Genomic DNA, 13,733 nt, shown 5'->3' with positions numbered 1-13,733 from the left:
GCACCGGCCCCGCCCCGAACCGAGAGCGCTCTCTTTCAGATCAAGTGAAATGCGTGGGATCGCCCCCGGCCGGCCGCTTCCGCCCGCGCCCGGCCTCGCCCTGCCCCCGGCAGGCAGATCATCGGAGGAACAGTGGGGACCACTCGCGCGGGCGTCCAGGAGCCGGCGCTCCCCGGCCGCCTCGCCCCGCCCCTGGATGACGCGGATCTCCGGGGGTGTCTCGTAAGGTCGCGACCGGGTGACTTCGAGTGGCACGATGGGTACCGCCGGAGGCTCGGGAACGTGCACGCCGACTGCGAGACCCGGCGCCGGCTCCCCAAGGACAGCGGGCTGGGCTACCGGGATGTCATCCGGGGGAACGGCCTCGCCCCATGATCGACCCGAGGAAGACAGGGCTCTGCGAATGAAACGACCCACCCTGGAAGCGGTCGCCGCGCGAGCGGGCGTTTCCCGGGCGACCGTCTCGCGGGTCGTCAACGGCCAGTCGACGGTGACCCCGGAGATCAGGGACACGGTGCTGCGGGCCGTGAGCGAGCTGGGGTACGTCCCCAACTCGGCCGCCCGCAGCCTCGTCACCCAGCGCACCGACTCCATCGCGCTGGTGATCTCCGAGCCGGCGACCAGGGTGTTCTCCGACGACCGGCTGTTCTCCATGGTCGTCCGCACGGTCAGCAGCGAGCTCGAGTCGTCCGACAAGCAGATCGTGCTCATGCTCGCCAGCTCGCCGCGCGGCCACGAGCGGGTGGAGCGTTACATATCCAGCGGGCACGTCGACGGGGTCCTGCTCCTGTCCATGCACGGCGCCGACCCGCTGCCCGCCGCCCTCAACCGCATGGGCGTGCCGGTCGTCTCGTACGGCAGGCCCGCGGTGGCCGTGGCGCTGCCGTACGTCGACAACGACAATGTGGGCGGCGCCGGCGCGGCCGTGCGGCACCTGCTCGCCACCGGCAGGCGCCGCATCGCGACCATCGCGGGCCCGCAGGACATGATCGGCGGCCAGGACCGCCTCACCGGCTACCGCGACGCCCTGCGCGACTCCGACCGCCGGTCGATCGTCGCCGTCGGCGACTTCACCCGCGCCTCCGGCGCCGACGCGATGCGGCAGCTACTTGAGGACGACCCCGCGCTCGACGCGGTGTTCGCGGCGAACGACGAGATGGCGATCGGCGCGCTGCGTGCCCTGCGCCGGGCGGGGCGCCGGGTGCCCGACGACGTGGCCCTGGTGGGCTTCGACGACATCGAGGCCGCGGCGTACACCGACCCGCCGCTCACCACGGTGCGCCAGCCGATCACCGAGCAGGCGACCGCGATGGTGCGGCTGCTGCTGACCCCGGTCAAGGACCGCACGACCGATCACATCATCCTGCCCAGCGAGCTGGTCATCCGCGAGTCCGCCTGAGCGCACCGCGCCCGGGGGTCAGGCCTTGCGGCCGAGGGCCCCCGGGATGCGGTTCAGCACGCTGTACGGCACGAGCCCGTACGCGTGGAAGTCGACGGCGTCGCCGCCCGCGGCCTTTACCGCGCGCACCTTGGCGGCCAGCCGGTCCTCTGAGTCGGTGTCGGGACGGCCGGGGCGAAGCACCACCCTCAGCTCCCTGTCGTTGCCGACCGAACGGCGGTAGGCGCCCACGTCGTCGGCCACCCGCGCGGCGTCCCTGGCGTAGGCGAGGACCCCGAAGGACGGCACGAGGTCGCCGAGCGCGACCAGGTCGACGCCGAGTTGCCAGGCGTCGTGCGCGGCCAGGCCGGCCGGGGGCAGGCCGTCGGCGTACCCCTTCCTGTGGCCCGTGCCGTCGAGGAAGGTCAGCCGGGAGCCCTCGGCGGCCACCGCCGACGACACCTCGCTGACCAGCGACGTCACCGTCTCGGAACGGGCTCGCGCGTACGCCACCACCTCGGGGCCGGCGTAGGCCGTGAGGGCCGCGCGCGTGACCTCGCCCTGCGCGGGCGAGTCGCCGTCGAGCACCGCGCCGACGATGCGGGCGCACTCCTCCCGCGCCACCTCCGCCTTGACCCCGAGGTCGGCCGCGCGCCGCATGCACCACGAGCAGAAGCACAGGCCGAACAGGAACTCGTCCATCGGGCCGAGTGGGACGAAGCACCTCTCCTGCTGGTATCCCTGGGCGAACCCCCCGAAGTGCAGGGACTCGGCCACCACGCTGCTCACTCCCTGCCGTGCCACCGACCTCGCCAGGGCCACGGCGTACAGGCGGACGTCCGGGTGGGCGGGGCACAGGGCCGCGGGGAAGCCGCGCCCGCCGAAGCAGTCCTGCACGGTCACGTCCGGGTTGCGCAGGCCGAGCGTGATGTTGTGCAGGAACACCGTCCACCCGTGCAGGGCCATCCCCCGGTCGGCCGCGGCCTCGCGCAGCGCCACGAGCGGCTCCCCGGCGGCGCCGTCCTGCACGGGCGGCACCAGGCGCAGGTCGCCGAACAGGTCGGCGGGCGGCGTGAAGTGGACGCCGTCGGCGCGGACGGTCACCCGCGAGGCACCGTGCGGGGTGACGTCGCGGGCTCCGTGGCAGGCGGCGGCGACCGTCACCTCGCGCACGCCGTACCCGGCGATCCGGTCGAGGACCTGGCCGACGCCCTCGTCTCGCACGTCCTCGACATAGACGTAAACCGAACCGTCCAACGCAGCCGTGCCTTTCAAGGAGCCCGCTGTGAATGACCTATGTCCCAGGCGACCCTATATCTTGACAGTTAAGCAGGGTCGGCTCGCGCATCGGGTAGGCGCGGAGCAGGTCACGCGCGTGCTCGCGGGCAAGGTTCCAGCCGTTCCACGACTCGGACTCCCCCAGCCCGTCCACGACGGCCATCTTCGACAGCAGGCAGCTACGCGCGGGCTCGGGCAGGCCGGCCACCACCGGTACGGCCTCGGCCCCGAGGTCGCTGAGATAGTCCACGTCGAGCCGCTCGACGCCGCGCTTGTGCAGCTGGGTCTCCGCGACCCGCAGGTCGGGGTTCCAGGCGGCGAAGACCACCAGCGACAGCCCCGTCAGCAGCACCGTCGCGCGCGGGAGCCAGCCGATCCGCCGGCCGCTCAGGCGTATGCCCCCGGCGACCAGGACCAGCGCGAACACCGCGCCCAGCCACCAGATGGTCGCCCCCACCGACGCCCGCAGCCGCGACAGGCCGTAGGCGTCGGTGTAGAGGCCGAGCCGGTGCAGTGCCGAGGCCAGGATCACCAGGGTGAACCCGCAGAGCAGCCCGAGCAGCCCGGCGAGCAGCCAGCGCTCCCTGCCCCTGGGCGCGAGCACCCCGGCGGCCACCGCGACGAGGCCGAGCACGAACACGCTCACCGTGACCAGCTCGAAGAAGCCCGACCTGGCGTACTCCGCGTAGGTCAGCCCCGCCGTCTCCACGACCTTGCGGTTGCCGCCGAAGAGCGTGGTGATCTGCACGCCCACGAATGAGGCGAACAGCAGGTTCAGCGCCACCAGCGGAGTGATCCACAGGGTGCCGCTCACTCTCCCGCGCAGGTTGGGCGCGGTGGGCTCGACCGGCGGCCTCAGGGCGACGAGCGTCGCCGCCCCCACCAGCGCGGCGAACACCACGAACACGAAGATCCGGAACGGCAGGGACGAGGCCCACGCCGGGGCGGTGAACAGGTGCGTGACGAAGGAGGAGAAGACCGCGTCGGCGGAGGCGAACAGCAGCCCGAACACGACGATCAGCACTGCGGTCAGTCCCAGCGCGGCGAGCACGGGACCGACGCGCCGCCGGTTGATCGCCTTCAGCGGCGTCGCGAGGAACCACGGGAGCGGCAGTACCGCGAGGACGACCGACAGGCCTCCCCTGATCACTCCCAGCCAGCCGCGGCCGACTCCCGACACCGCCAGCGCCGCCACCCCGAAGCCGGCGAGCAGCATTGGGGCCACCAGCCAGCCCGCGTCCCTGAACAGGGCGACGGCGACCAGCGCGTACGCCAGGAGCCCGAACGTCGCGGTCCACGGCGTGATCCGGTGACGCGCGGCGGGAAGCACGGCGGCGCCCGCGGCGACGGCCACGAGCACGATCCCGAGCCCAGGCCTGCTGTCCGGCAGCGCGATCGCCGCGAGGAGCCCGACCGCCGCCGCCAGGAACAGCAGCCTGCGGGGCGTCTCGGGCAGGTCGGGACGCGGGAACAGCGGCGGCGGCACGTACTCCGCCACCGGCTGCCCCCCAGCCGGAGAGCCGGTCCCCGGCGAGGAGGCGGACACGGGTCCGTACCCCGGCGGGGAGGCGGACACCGGCCCGTACCCCGGCGGGGAGGCGGGCACCGGCCCGTACCCCGGCGGGGAGGCGGGCACCGGCCCGTACCCCGGCGGGGAGGCGGACACCGGCCCAGAGGCGGGCGTCGGCGCGTATCTCGGCTGGGGTACGGGCCGGCCGTGGGCGGTCGCGGCTCCGAGGCGGGCGCCCAGCACCGCGCCTCCCACCGTGAAGAGCAGCATCGTGGCCAGCCCGTATAGCCCGCCGAAGAAGAACCCCATGAAGAACGCCGCGCACAGCCCCACGACGAACCCGCAGACGAGCCCCAGCAGTCCGCCCGCGACCCCGGCGCCCAGCCCCGAAGGCACCCCCGGGGCCACGGGCGCGGCCGGGGCCTGGGACGGTGCCGGGGCGGGGGCCGAGGAGGCGGCGACGCGGACGTTCGAGACCACGGTGTCCGGCTCCGCTCCGGCCTCCCACCGGATCGGACCGCCGCCTCGGGGATCCGTGCGCGACGCGACACCGGCGTCGTCCTCACTCCGGACGGACATCCCCGCGGCGCCGACCGGCTCCTTTCCGAGTCCGGCCGGCTCCTTTCCAACACCGACCGGCTCCCCTCCGAGTCCGGCCGGGTCCTTTCCAAGTTCGACCGGCTCAGCTCCTACGCCGACCGGCTCCTTTCCGAGTCCGGCCGGCTCCTTTCCAACACCGACCGGCTCCCCTCCGAGTCCGACCGGGTCCCCGCTGGCTTCGGCCGGCTCACCGTCGACGCCGACCGGCTCACCGGTGGTACGGGCCGGCTGGGCTCCGGTGGGAGCCGGCTCGCTTTCGGTACGGACCCGCTCGCCCCCGTCAGGGAGCGGGTCCTTCCCTGAGTGGCCGAGCTCGGCCTCCACGGGAACCGGCCCGGCCCCGGAAGGTAAGCGCTCTTCCTCGGGTAAACGATCTTCGCCACCGCTCGCCGCCGCCTCGCGAACGCGGTCCGGCCCGGAGGCGGAGGGGGTGGCCGTGGCCTTGGCGGGCTGGGAGCCTTCTCGCAGCGGCTCCGGCGCGTCACTCATGACAGTCGTCCTTCCGGGAAGGCCGACCACCATGCGGCAGCCGACCGGGGAGTCGGCGACCCTGATCGAGCCGCCGTGCAGTTCGACGATCTCCTTGACGATGGCGAGGCCCAGGCCCGCGCCGCCCGCGTCGGCCGCCCGCGCGGTGTCGAGGCGGGAGAACCGCTCGAACACCCGTGGGCGCTCCGGCTCGGGGATGCCCGGGCCCTCGTCGGTCACGCTGAGCCGTACGCCCGCCCCCTCGGGCCGTGCTTCGAGCCGGACCAGCCCGCCGGGCGGGCTGTGCCGTACGGCGTTGTCCAGCAGGTTGGCCAGCACCTGGCCGAGCAGCGCGGGATCGGCCTGGACGCCGAGCCGGGGGGACACCGCGCTCGACAGCGAAACGTCGTCGCGCGCGAGGCTCGCCTCCCGCACGGCCTGGCCGCAGAGCGTTCCGAGCTCCACCGGCTCGGGCTCGATGGGCCGGGCTCCGGAGTCCAGCCGCGACAGGTCGAGCAACTGGGCCACCAGCCGGCCGAGGCGTTCGGTCTGCGCCAGAGCCGTGCTGAGCGTGGCGAGGTCGGGCGGGGACACGCCGTCCACGATGTTCTCCAGCACGGCCTGCAACCCGGTGATGGGCGTGCGCAGCTCGTGGCTCACGTTGGCGACCAGCTCGCGGCGCTGCCGGTCCACCTCGGCGAGGTCGGCCGCCATCGCGTTGAAGGCCCGTGCCAGTTCGCCGACCTCGTCCCTGGACGTGGCCGTGACCCGCATCCCGTACCGCCCCTTGGCGATGGTCTGGGCGGCGGCGGCCATCTCGCGCAGCGGCCCGGTCATGCCCCGGCCGAGCAGCTGGACCGTGCCGAGGCTGAGGAACCCCGCGAGTCCCATGCGCACCGACGGGACGACGCCGAGCGAGCGGCCGTACTCGTTGATGGCGAAGGCCGTGGCGACCGCCAGCAGGATGACCAGCCCGAGCTTGGCCTTGATCCGGCCGAGGAAGTCGAGCGGCCTCACGGCTTGACCAGCGCGTATCCGACGCCGTGGACCGTGCGGACGATGCCCGCGCCGAGCTTGCGGCGCAGCGCGCGCACGTGGCTGTCGACCGTGCGGGTGGCGGCGGCCTCGGAGAAGCCCCAGATGTCGGAGAGCAGCCTCTCGCGCTCGAAGACATGGCCAGGACGTTCCGCGAGGCGCCTGAGCAGGTCGAACTCGGTGCGGGTCAGCTGCGCCTCGGCCCCGCGCACGAACACCCTGCGCTCGGCGGTGTTGATCTCGACGTCGCCGACGCGGATCACCGTGTCCTCGTGGGCGAGCTGGGCCGCCCGTTCGACCCTGCGCAGCAGCGCGTGGATCCTCGCGACGAGCTCGCGCATGCTGAACGGCTTGGTGAGGTAGTCGTCGGCGCCGACGCCGAGCCCGACGAGCAGGTCGGTCTCCTCGCCGAGCGCGGTCAGCATCAGCACCGGGACGGGCCGCGCCGCCTGCATGCGCCGGCACACCTCCACGCCGTCGAGGCCCGGCAGCAGCCTGTCGAGGACGACCAGGTCGGGCTCCGCCCTCGCATAGGCCGCGAGCGCGGCCTCGCCGTCCCCCGCGATGCGGACGTCGAAGCCCTCGGCGACGAGCCGGCTCTGCACGGCCAGCGCGATGGTGCCGTCGTCCTCGACCACGAGAATGCGTCGCTGGTCTGTCACGCACGGAAGCCTAGAACGATCTCGTGCAGACAAACCTGGCTGATATGTGCAGATCCGATGCAGCATTGATTAGCTTGGCCCGTGACGAGATCTCTGGACGTATCCGCCTATCTCCATCGCATCGGACTGGACGAGCCCGCCGGCCCGCCGAGCGTGGAGTCACTGGTGCGGCTGCACACGGCCCACGTCGAGCGCGTCCCGTACGAGTACTTCCACATCTGGCTGGGCCACCCGACGACGGTCGACCCGATGGAGTCGGCCGGGCGCGTCCTCCGCGGCCGTGGCGGCTACTGCTTCCACCTCAACGGCGCGTTCTCGCTGCTGCTCGCCGAGCTGGGATATCAGGTCACGCGGCACATGGGGGGCGTCCAGAACACCGCGGAGAGCCCGGCGGGCGCCGCCGGCAACCACCTCGCGCTCACCGTGTCGGGGCTGCCGTCGGCCGAGTGCCCGGACGGCGTCTGGTTCGTCGACCTCGGCCTGGGCGACGGGATCCACGCGCCGCTCCCCCTGGTCGAGGGCGTCCACCGGCAGGGACCCTTCGTGTACGGCCTGCGGCCTTCCGAGGCCGAGCCGGGGGGCTGGCGGTTCGACCACGATCCGCGCGGCAGCTTCCTGGGATTCGACTTCCGGCGAGGCGCCGTGCCGATGTCGGCTTTCACGGAGAAACACCACTTCCTGTCGACCTCGCCGGAGTCCGGGTTCCGGCAGGTGCTGAGCGTGCAGCGGCGCGACGCCGCGGGGGTCGACTCCCTGCGCGGGCTGGTCCTCACCCGGCTCGGCTCCGAGGAGGGGACGTCGATCCTGCCGAGCCACCGCGACTACTACGAGGCTCTCGCCGACGTCTTCGGGCTGCACCTGGAGGACGTCACCCCGCAGGAGAAGGCCGGTCTGTGGCGGCGGCTGGACGAGGCGCACGAGAAGTGGCTCGCCGGCTCATCCTGAACGAGGCCGGCTCGGCCTGAGGGCCCGGAACGGTTCGCGTCCACCGCTCCGGGCCCCCGCCGGGGGATCAGCAGGCGATCGGCGAGGAGCCGAACGCGACGTCGTCGAACCAGAGCGTGTCCGCGTCACCGCCGTAGCTCTCCCAGCCGAGGCGCAGGGTCGCCGGGCGCGGCGGCGTCGTACGGCTGAGCCACTGCGAGTCGACGTCCCGGGTGGGCGTCTGGTCCAGGTGCAGGCCGGCGACCTCCTGGTTGTCCACCCACGTGCTCATGGCCTGCTTGGTGGTGTCGATCTGGTAGCGCAGGCAGACCCAGCGGCCGGTGGGCAGCGGCGTGCTCAGCCCGACGCCCGTGGGGCTCTGCTCGGGCAGGGTCGCGTCGTCGGACTCGCGGTTCCACTGCAGGGCGCTGTTCTGCCCGCCGATGCGCAGGTCCTTGTTGCCGTTGGCGGCGTCGGCCATCGTGATCATGGTGACGTGCGAGGGGGGAAGGGCGGTGGTGTGCCTGACCCACATCCGCGCGTACACCACGGGCCCGACCGTGGAGACGTTCTTGGTGGTGCCGACGAAGATGTGGTTGCAGTAGCCGCCTCCGCCGTTCACCCGCAGGGACTTGGTGCCGCTGTGCGCGGTGGAGGAGTCGATGGCGGCCGTGCCGCTGCCCTGGCAGTTGGGCGTCACGACCTGCCAGTCACCGCTGGGCGTGGAGGACGCCTGGTCGTCGAACCCCGAGCAGACCACGGCCCCCGAGCAGCCGCCGGGCGCCGAGGGCGTGGGCGTCGGAGTGGGCGTCGGGGTGGGTGTGGGGGTGGGGGTGGGCGTCGGGGTCGGGGTCGGAGTCGGGGTGACGGTCGGAGTCGGGGTGACGGTGGGGGTGGGCGTCGGCGTGCCGGTGCCGTTGCAGGGGACGCCGTTGACGGTGAAGGCCGCCGGCACCGGGTCCGACGCCGCCCACGTGCCCTGGAAGCCGAAGTCGGTGGCCCCGCCGGTCGCCAGCGAGCCGTTGTACGCCAGGTTGACGGCGCTCACGGCGGCCCCGGTCTGGGTGAGCTTCGCGTTCCACGCCGAGGTGACCTTCTGGTCACCGCCGAAGGTCCACCGGAGATCCCAGCCCGAGATCGCCGGACCCAGGTTGGTCACCTTGACCGAGGCGGTGAACCCGCCGCCCCACTGGTTGACGGTGTAGTCCACCCGGCAGCCGGGGTCCGCCGCCGAGGCGGCCCGGGCCGGCAGGAGCACGGCGACGACGGCGGCCAGCGCGGCGACGACGGCGAGGATCTCTCGCGTCGCGCTCGGCCGGCCCGGCCGCGGGGGCACGGGCCTCGGCAAGGGAGACGGACGGCCGGGGACGGGAGCACTCATGGATTCGCTCGCTTTCTACGGTGAGGAGTGGGAGCGCTCCCACACGCCGGACCGGGATCGCTCTGCTGCGCTCGACCGCCGATGGTTCTCCGCGCGCGTCCAGGTGTCAACGACGACGCCGCTTCTCGGTCACCGACCTCGGACGGCGCGGAAACGAGCTGAATCTTTCACCTCAGAGCTGCTCGCGGAGATCGCGCTTGAGGATCTTGCCCACGGCGTTGCGCGGCAGGCCCTCCACGATCTCCAGGCGCTCGGGGAGCTTGTAGGAGGCGATGCCCCTCTCCTTGAGGAAGTCCACGAGCGATGGCAGATCGACGTCGTCCCGTGGCGCGACGACCGCGCAGACCCGTTCGCCCAGCACCTCGTCCGGATAGCCGACGACCGCCACCTCCACGACGGCCGGGTGCCCGGCCAGCAGGGCCTCCAGCTCGGCGGGGGCGATGTTCACGCCGCCCCGGATGATCAGATCCCTCGCGCGGTCGACGTACCGCAGGTAGCGGCCGCCTGGACCGTCGATCTCGAACACGTCGCCCGTGACCAGGTAGCCGTCCTCGTCGAAGGGGTCCGCGTCGGCGGTGCCCGCGAGATAGCCGGCGAAGACGGTCGGCCCCGACAGGTGCAGCTCTCCCGGCCGGCCCGGCTCGGTGATCTCCTCGCCCGAGACGGGGTCCACCAGCTTCACGCGGGTGGCGGCGAGGGTCCCGGGCCAGGCGCCTCCGGGGACGCCCGGCCGCGGGAAGAACCGTGCGCGCTCTTCGGGGTCCGGGATGTTCACCGGATCGGAGAGCAGCGCGATGCCCTCGTTGGAGCCGAAGAAGTTGATGATCGCGATGCCGTGCCGCTCCTGCCACCCCTTCACCATCCACGGAGGCAGCGGCGCGGAGCCGGACCCGATGCGCGTCAGCGAGGAGATGTCGTACCGCTCCAGCATCTCGGGGTTCCGCAGCAGCATCGTGAGCAGCGCGGGCGGAGCGAGGGTGTAGGTGACCCGTTCCTCGGTGATCTGGTCGAGGTAGCCGAGCAGGTCGAACGGGTGGTGCTGGACCATCTGGAACCCGGTGCGCAGCCAGGGCAGGAAGACGCCCCCGATGCCGGCCATGTTGACCATCGGGAACGGGTTGAGCACCACGTCGTCCCCGGTCAGCGAGGGCGCGGCGGTGGTGTTCGACTCGACGGCGAACCAGTCGTAGTGGCAGCGGGGCACGCCCTTGGGCGTCGCCTCGGTGCCCGAGGTCCAGCAGATGGTCACGCAGTCGTTCGGGTCGGTTTCGAGGCCCTTGAGGTGCGCGGCGAGCATGGCCGGGTCGGCGATCGCGGTCTCCAGGTCCCGGGCGGGATCGCCCCAGGCCAGCACGATCGGGGGCGCGGGCACTTCGAGCCTCCGGACGATCTCGGCGTTGTCCCGGTCGCCGACGCGCTCGGCCGTGACGAACACCTTGACCGCCGCCAGCCTGATGACCTGCGCCAGCTCGTACTCGCGGTACTGCACCGGCAGGGGGGTGACCACGGCGCCGATCCTGGCCACCGCGAGGAACGTCACCGCGAGCTCCACGCTGTTCGGGAGCTGGACCGCGACCACATCGCCCTGGAGGACACCGGCCTCCAGCAGGACCGCGGCGATCCTGTCGGCCTCCGCGCCGAGCTGGGCCCAGGTCAGCCGCCGGACCGGGCCGTCCATCAGGCTGGGCTTGTTGAGCGGGTCGACGATCGCGACGGCCTCCGGCCGCGCGCTGACCTGCTCCCTGAACAGCCGGTCGACGGTGTCGCCGGTCCACCATCCACCCGAGGTGAAGCGCTCGACCTGCTGTGGGGGGTGCAGCCTCATCGCGACTCCCATCGTGGATGGAGCGACACTACGAAGACAGAAGCCAGCCGGTCAATGGCGGGCGGGCAGATCCTCGCCGGAGGCGGCCGGGACGGGCGGGGGCCGCAGGTGCTCCGGCACGTTGAAGCGGATCTCCCTGCGCTCCAGCGGCCGCTCGCAGGCCCGGCACAGCAGGACGGGCCGCAGCGCGGCGCCGCAGGGCCTGTGCGTGATGGTCAGGCCGGACCCTTCAGGAGCTGGCAGCTCCCGCTGCGCCCAGTCGGCGAGGAAGGCGAAGACCTCGAAGAAGGCGAGCCCCTTGTCGGTGAGCCGGTAGAGCCGGTACGAGTCGGTCTGGAGCACGCCGAGCTCGACGAACCGCTTGAGCCGCTCGGTGAGCACCGACGGCGCGATGCCCAGCTCGCCCTGGAAGTCGATGAAGCGCCTGATGCCGAGGAAGGCCGCCGCCAGGATCGTCGTGCTCCAGCGGTCGCCGAGGATCTCCATCGAGCGCGGGCAGTAGCCGAGGAAGTCGGTCCGGTCGTCGACGCGCACGGTGCGGCGATGGTGGCGAGCCACCCCGGCACGGGCGAACGTCGCGAACGGGCCGCGCTCGGCGTGGGTGTCCCGTGCGCTCATCGGCCTGCGGCACGTTCCACAGGCGAGGTACGGCCGCGCGTCGTTCCCGCACGTGTCGTGGGTCGGCGTGAGCAGGTCGGGCCGGTCGGCCCAGTCGCGCTCCCAGCTGTGGATCGCCACGAGGAACGCCCACAGCCGCAGGCCCCTGCCGGTCAGCCGGTACTCGTAGCGGATGCGGCCGTCGCGGTAGGCCGCGGGCTCGAAGATGCCGTGCCTGACCAGCTCCTTGAGCCGGGCCGCGAGCACGGACTCGGAGATGCCGAGCTCGTCGCGCCACGCGGCGAAGGTGCGGATGCGAAGAAGGAAGGCCCGCTGGAGTATCAGCAGGACCCATCGGTCGCCGAGGATGCCGAGCGCGCGCCCTATGGCGCTGAGATCCGCGCTGTCGTGATCGCGGCCTCCGGCCCCGGCCTTCCCCACCCCCGCCATGACCGGCGACTCCTTCGTCTCCACCGCGCCGACTCTGAACAGCGCCCCCCGGCGGGAGGCCTGGCCGGCGCGTTGACTGGCTGACTTTTTCAATCGTAGTTTCCAGTGATGAGGGAACAGCCCACGGCGGTCGCGACGGTGATGGACGAGTCGGGCGAGCCGAACCCGTACCTCCTCGGCGTCTACGCGCCGGTCCACGACGAGATCACCTCCGGCGACCTGAAGGTCGTCGGCGAGATCCCCCGCGACCTGAACGGCGTCTACCTGCGCAACGGCCCCAACGCGCGCTATCCGATGCGGGGCCGCTACCACTGGTTCGACGGCGACGGCATGGTGCACGCCGTGCACTTCGAGAACGGCCGCGCGCGGTACCGGAACCGCTACGTGCGCACCCGCGCCTTCGAGGCGGAGTCCGACGCCGGGAGGTCGCTGTGGAGCGGCGTCATGGAGAGCCCGAAGGGCAACCCGTTCGGCAACACCCGTGGACTCAACCTGAAGGACTCCGCGAACACCGATGTGATCTTCCACCGGGGCAGGGTGCTGGCGACGTGGTACCTGTGCGGCTCGCCGTACTCGCTCGACCCGCTCTCGCTGGAGACCCTCGGCGCCGAGACGTTCCTGAACACGCTGACGGGCGACGTCATGGCCCATCCGAAGGTGGACGAGCGCACGGGTGAGCTGTTCTGGTTCGACTACGGGCCGCGCGAGCCGTACCTCCGGTACGGGATGGTCGGCGCGGGGGGCGCTGTCGAGCACTGCGTGGAGCTGGACCTCCCCGGAGCGCGGCTGCCGCACGACATGGCGATCACCGAGAACCACGCGATCCTGATGGACCTGCCGCTCTACCAGGACCTCGGCGCCGCGCGGCGGGGAAGGTACAAGCTGACCTTCGACCGCGAGCTGCCCTCGCGCTTCGGCGTCATCCCGCGCCGGGGCCTCGCGCACGAGATCCGCTGGTTCGAGGCCAAGCCCTGCTACATCTACCACGTGGTCAACGCCTGGGAGTCCGGGGACGAGATCACCATGGACGTCTGCCGGGTGTCGCGCCCGGCGCCCAGCGGCGACGGCGGCCCGCTGGCGCGCATGCTGTCGTACCTCAAGCTCGACGCCCGGATGTACCGGTACCGCTTCGACCTGCGCACCGGGCGGACCTCGGAGGGGTTCGTGGACGAGGGCCACAACACGGAGTTCCCGTCGATCGACGCCCGCCAAACCGGATATATCACGCGATATGCGTACAACGTGTCCGTGATGAACGCCGACACCAACCTGTTCGACGGGCTGGTCCGCTATGACAACGTGACCGGCGAGAAGCAGGTGCACCGCTTCGGCGAGCACCGCTACGGCAGCGAGGCGCCGTACGCCCCCCGCGACGGCGCGACCGGCGAGGACGACGGCTATCTGGTCACCTTCGTGACCGACGAGCGCGAGGGCACCTCGGAGGTGCAGGTCCTCTCCGCTTCCGACCTGGCGGCGGGGCCGATCGCGCGGGTGCTGCTCCCCCAGCGCGTGCCACTCGGCTTCCACGCGACCTGGGTCAGATCAGACCAGCTCCGATGAGCCGTTGACCAAGCAGATACGCATATGACTCACAAAACGGAATCAAATGGAAGTGGTGAGGAGTG

At 72.2% G+C, this 13,733-nt stretch carries 10 protein-coding genes; 4 read left to right on the top strand and 6 right to left on the bottom strand.

Annotated features, from left to right (window positions below; translation table 11 throughout):
- Positions 1 to 132: 132 nt before the first annotated feature.
- Together OG589_RS44590 and OG589_RS44585 are read left to right on the top strand one after the other, a co-directional pair.
- A complete protein-coding gene (locus OG589_RS44590) occupies positions 133 to 375 on the top strand; it encodes a family 1 glycosylhydrolase (RefSeq protein WP_405144991.1) in 243 nt (80 codons plus the stop codon).
- A 28-nt stretch (positions 376 to 403) separates the two neighbouring features.
- Positions 404 to 1,399 (top strand): LacI family DNA-binding transcriptional regulator, encoded by a 996-nt coding sequence (locus tag OG589_RS44585; RefSeq protein ID WP_405144990.1) that lies wholly within the window; start codon positions 404 to 406, stop codon positions 1,397 to 1,399.
- A gap of 18 nt (positions 1,400 to 1,417) precedes the next feature.
- Here OG589_RS44585 and OG589_RS44580 read toward each other — a convergent pair whose 3' ends face one another.
- Genes OG589_RS44580 through OG589_RS44570 form a run of 3 tightly spaced genes read right to left on the bottom strand, consistent with a single transcriptional unit; the run spans position 1,418 to position 6,907 of the window.
- Complete coding sequence (locus OG589_RS44580) at positions 1,418 to 2,635, bottom strand: hypothetical protein (RefSeq protein WP_405144989.1); 1,218 nt, start codon at positions 2,633 to 2,635, stop codon at positions 1,418 to 1,420.
- 37 nt (positions 2,636 to 2,672) lie between these two features.
- Positions 2,673 to 6,251 (bottom strand): DUF4153 domain-containing protein, encoded by a 3,579-nt coding sequence (locus OG589_RS44575; RefSeq protein WP_405144988.1) that lies wholly within the window; start codon positions 6,249 to 6,251, stop codon positions 2,673 to 2,675.
- A complete protein-coding gene (locus OG589_RS44570) occupies positions 6,248 to 6,907 on the bottom strand; it encodes a response regulator transcription factor (RefSeq protein WP_405152244.1) in 660 nt (219 codons plus the stop codon). The genes OG589_RS44575 and OG589_RS44570 overlap by 4 nt, the downstream gene beginning before the upstream one ends.
- A gap of 105 nt (positions 6,908 to 7,012) precedes the next feature.
- On the opposite strand from OG589_RS44570, the gene OG589_RS44565 reads away from it, so the two are divergent.
- Positions 7,013 to 7,876, top strand: a complete 864-nt coding sequence (locus OG589_RS44565; protein ID WP_405144987.1) for an arylamine N-acetyltransferase — start codon at positions 7,013 to 7,015, stop codon at positions 7,874 to 7,876.
- Between the two features lie 67 nt (positions 7,877 to 7,943).
- Here the strand turns inward: OG589_RS44565 and OG589_RS44560 are convergent, their stop codons facing one another.
- The 3 genes from OG589_RS44560 to OG589_RS44550 form a co-directional block, all read right to left on the bottom strand.
- Complete coding sequence (locus OG589_RS44560; RefSeq protein WP_405144986.1) at positions 7,944 to 9,236, bottom strand: cellulose-binding domain-containing protein; 1,293 nt, start codon at positions 9,234 to 9,236, stop codon at positions 7,944 to 7,946.
- Between the two features lie 172 nt (positions 9,237 to 9,408).
- The gene (locus OG589_RS44555; protein WP_405144985.1) at positions 9,409 to 11,061 is read right to left on the bottom strand and encodes a class I adenylate-forming enzyme family protein; all 1,653 of its coding nucleotides are present in this window, start codon (positions 11,059 to 11,061) and stop codon (positions 9,409 to 9,411) included.
- 51 nt (positions 11,062 to 11,112) lie between these two features.
- A complete protein-coding gene (locus OG589_RS44550; protein ID WP_405144984.1) occupies positions 11,113 to 12,132 on the bottom strand; it encodes a winged helix-turn-helix transcriptional regulator in 1,020 nt (339 codons plus the stop codon).
- 84 nt (positions 12,133 to 12,216) lie between these two features.
- Between OG589_RS44550 and OG589_RS44545 the strand changes: the two genes are divergently transcribed.
- Positions 12,217 to 13,668, top strand: coding sequence for a carotenoid oxygenase family protein (locus tag OG589_RS44545; RefSeq protein WP_405144983.1), 1,452 nt, complete (start codon positions 12,217 to 12,219; stop codon positions 13,666 to 13,668).
- Positions 13,669 to 13,733 lie beyond the last annotated feature (65 nt).

It is taken from the genome of Sphaerisporangium sp. NBC_01403, from assembly GCF_045040145.1.
In the GTDB taxonomy this organism is placed as follows: domain Bacteria; phylum Actinomycetota; class Actinomycetes; order Streptosporangiales; family Streptosporangiaceae; genus Sphaerisporangium; species Sphaerisporangium viridialbum.
The sequence above is the reverse complement of the archived record's forward strand: the minus strand, read 5'-3'. Positions and strand labels throughout refer to the sequence as shown.

Bases quoted from the DNA above. Each gene is read 5' to 3' on its own strand.
- OG589_RS44555 (WP_405144985.1), bottom strand. From the start codon at position 11,061: ATGAGGCTGCACCCCCCACAGCAGGTCGAGCGCTTCACCTCGGGTGGA.
- OG589_RS44545 (WP_405144983.1), top strand. From the start codon at position 12,217: ATGAGGGAACAGCCCACGGCGGTCGCGACGGTGATGGACGAGTCGGGC.
- OG589_RS44560 (WP_405144986.1), bottom strand. From the start codon at position 9,236: ATGAGTGCTCCCGTCCCCGGCCGTCCGTCTCCCTTGCCGAGGCCCGTG.
- OG589_RS44585 (WP_405144990.1), top strand. From the start codon at position 404: ATGAAACGACCCACCCTGGAAGCGGTCGCCGCGCGAGCGGGCGTTTCC.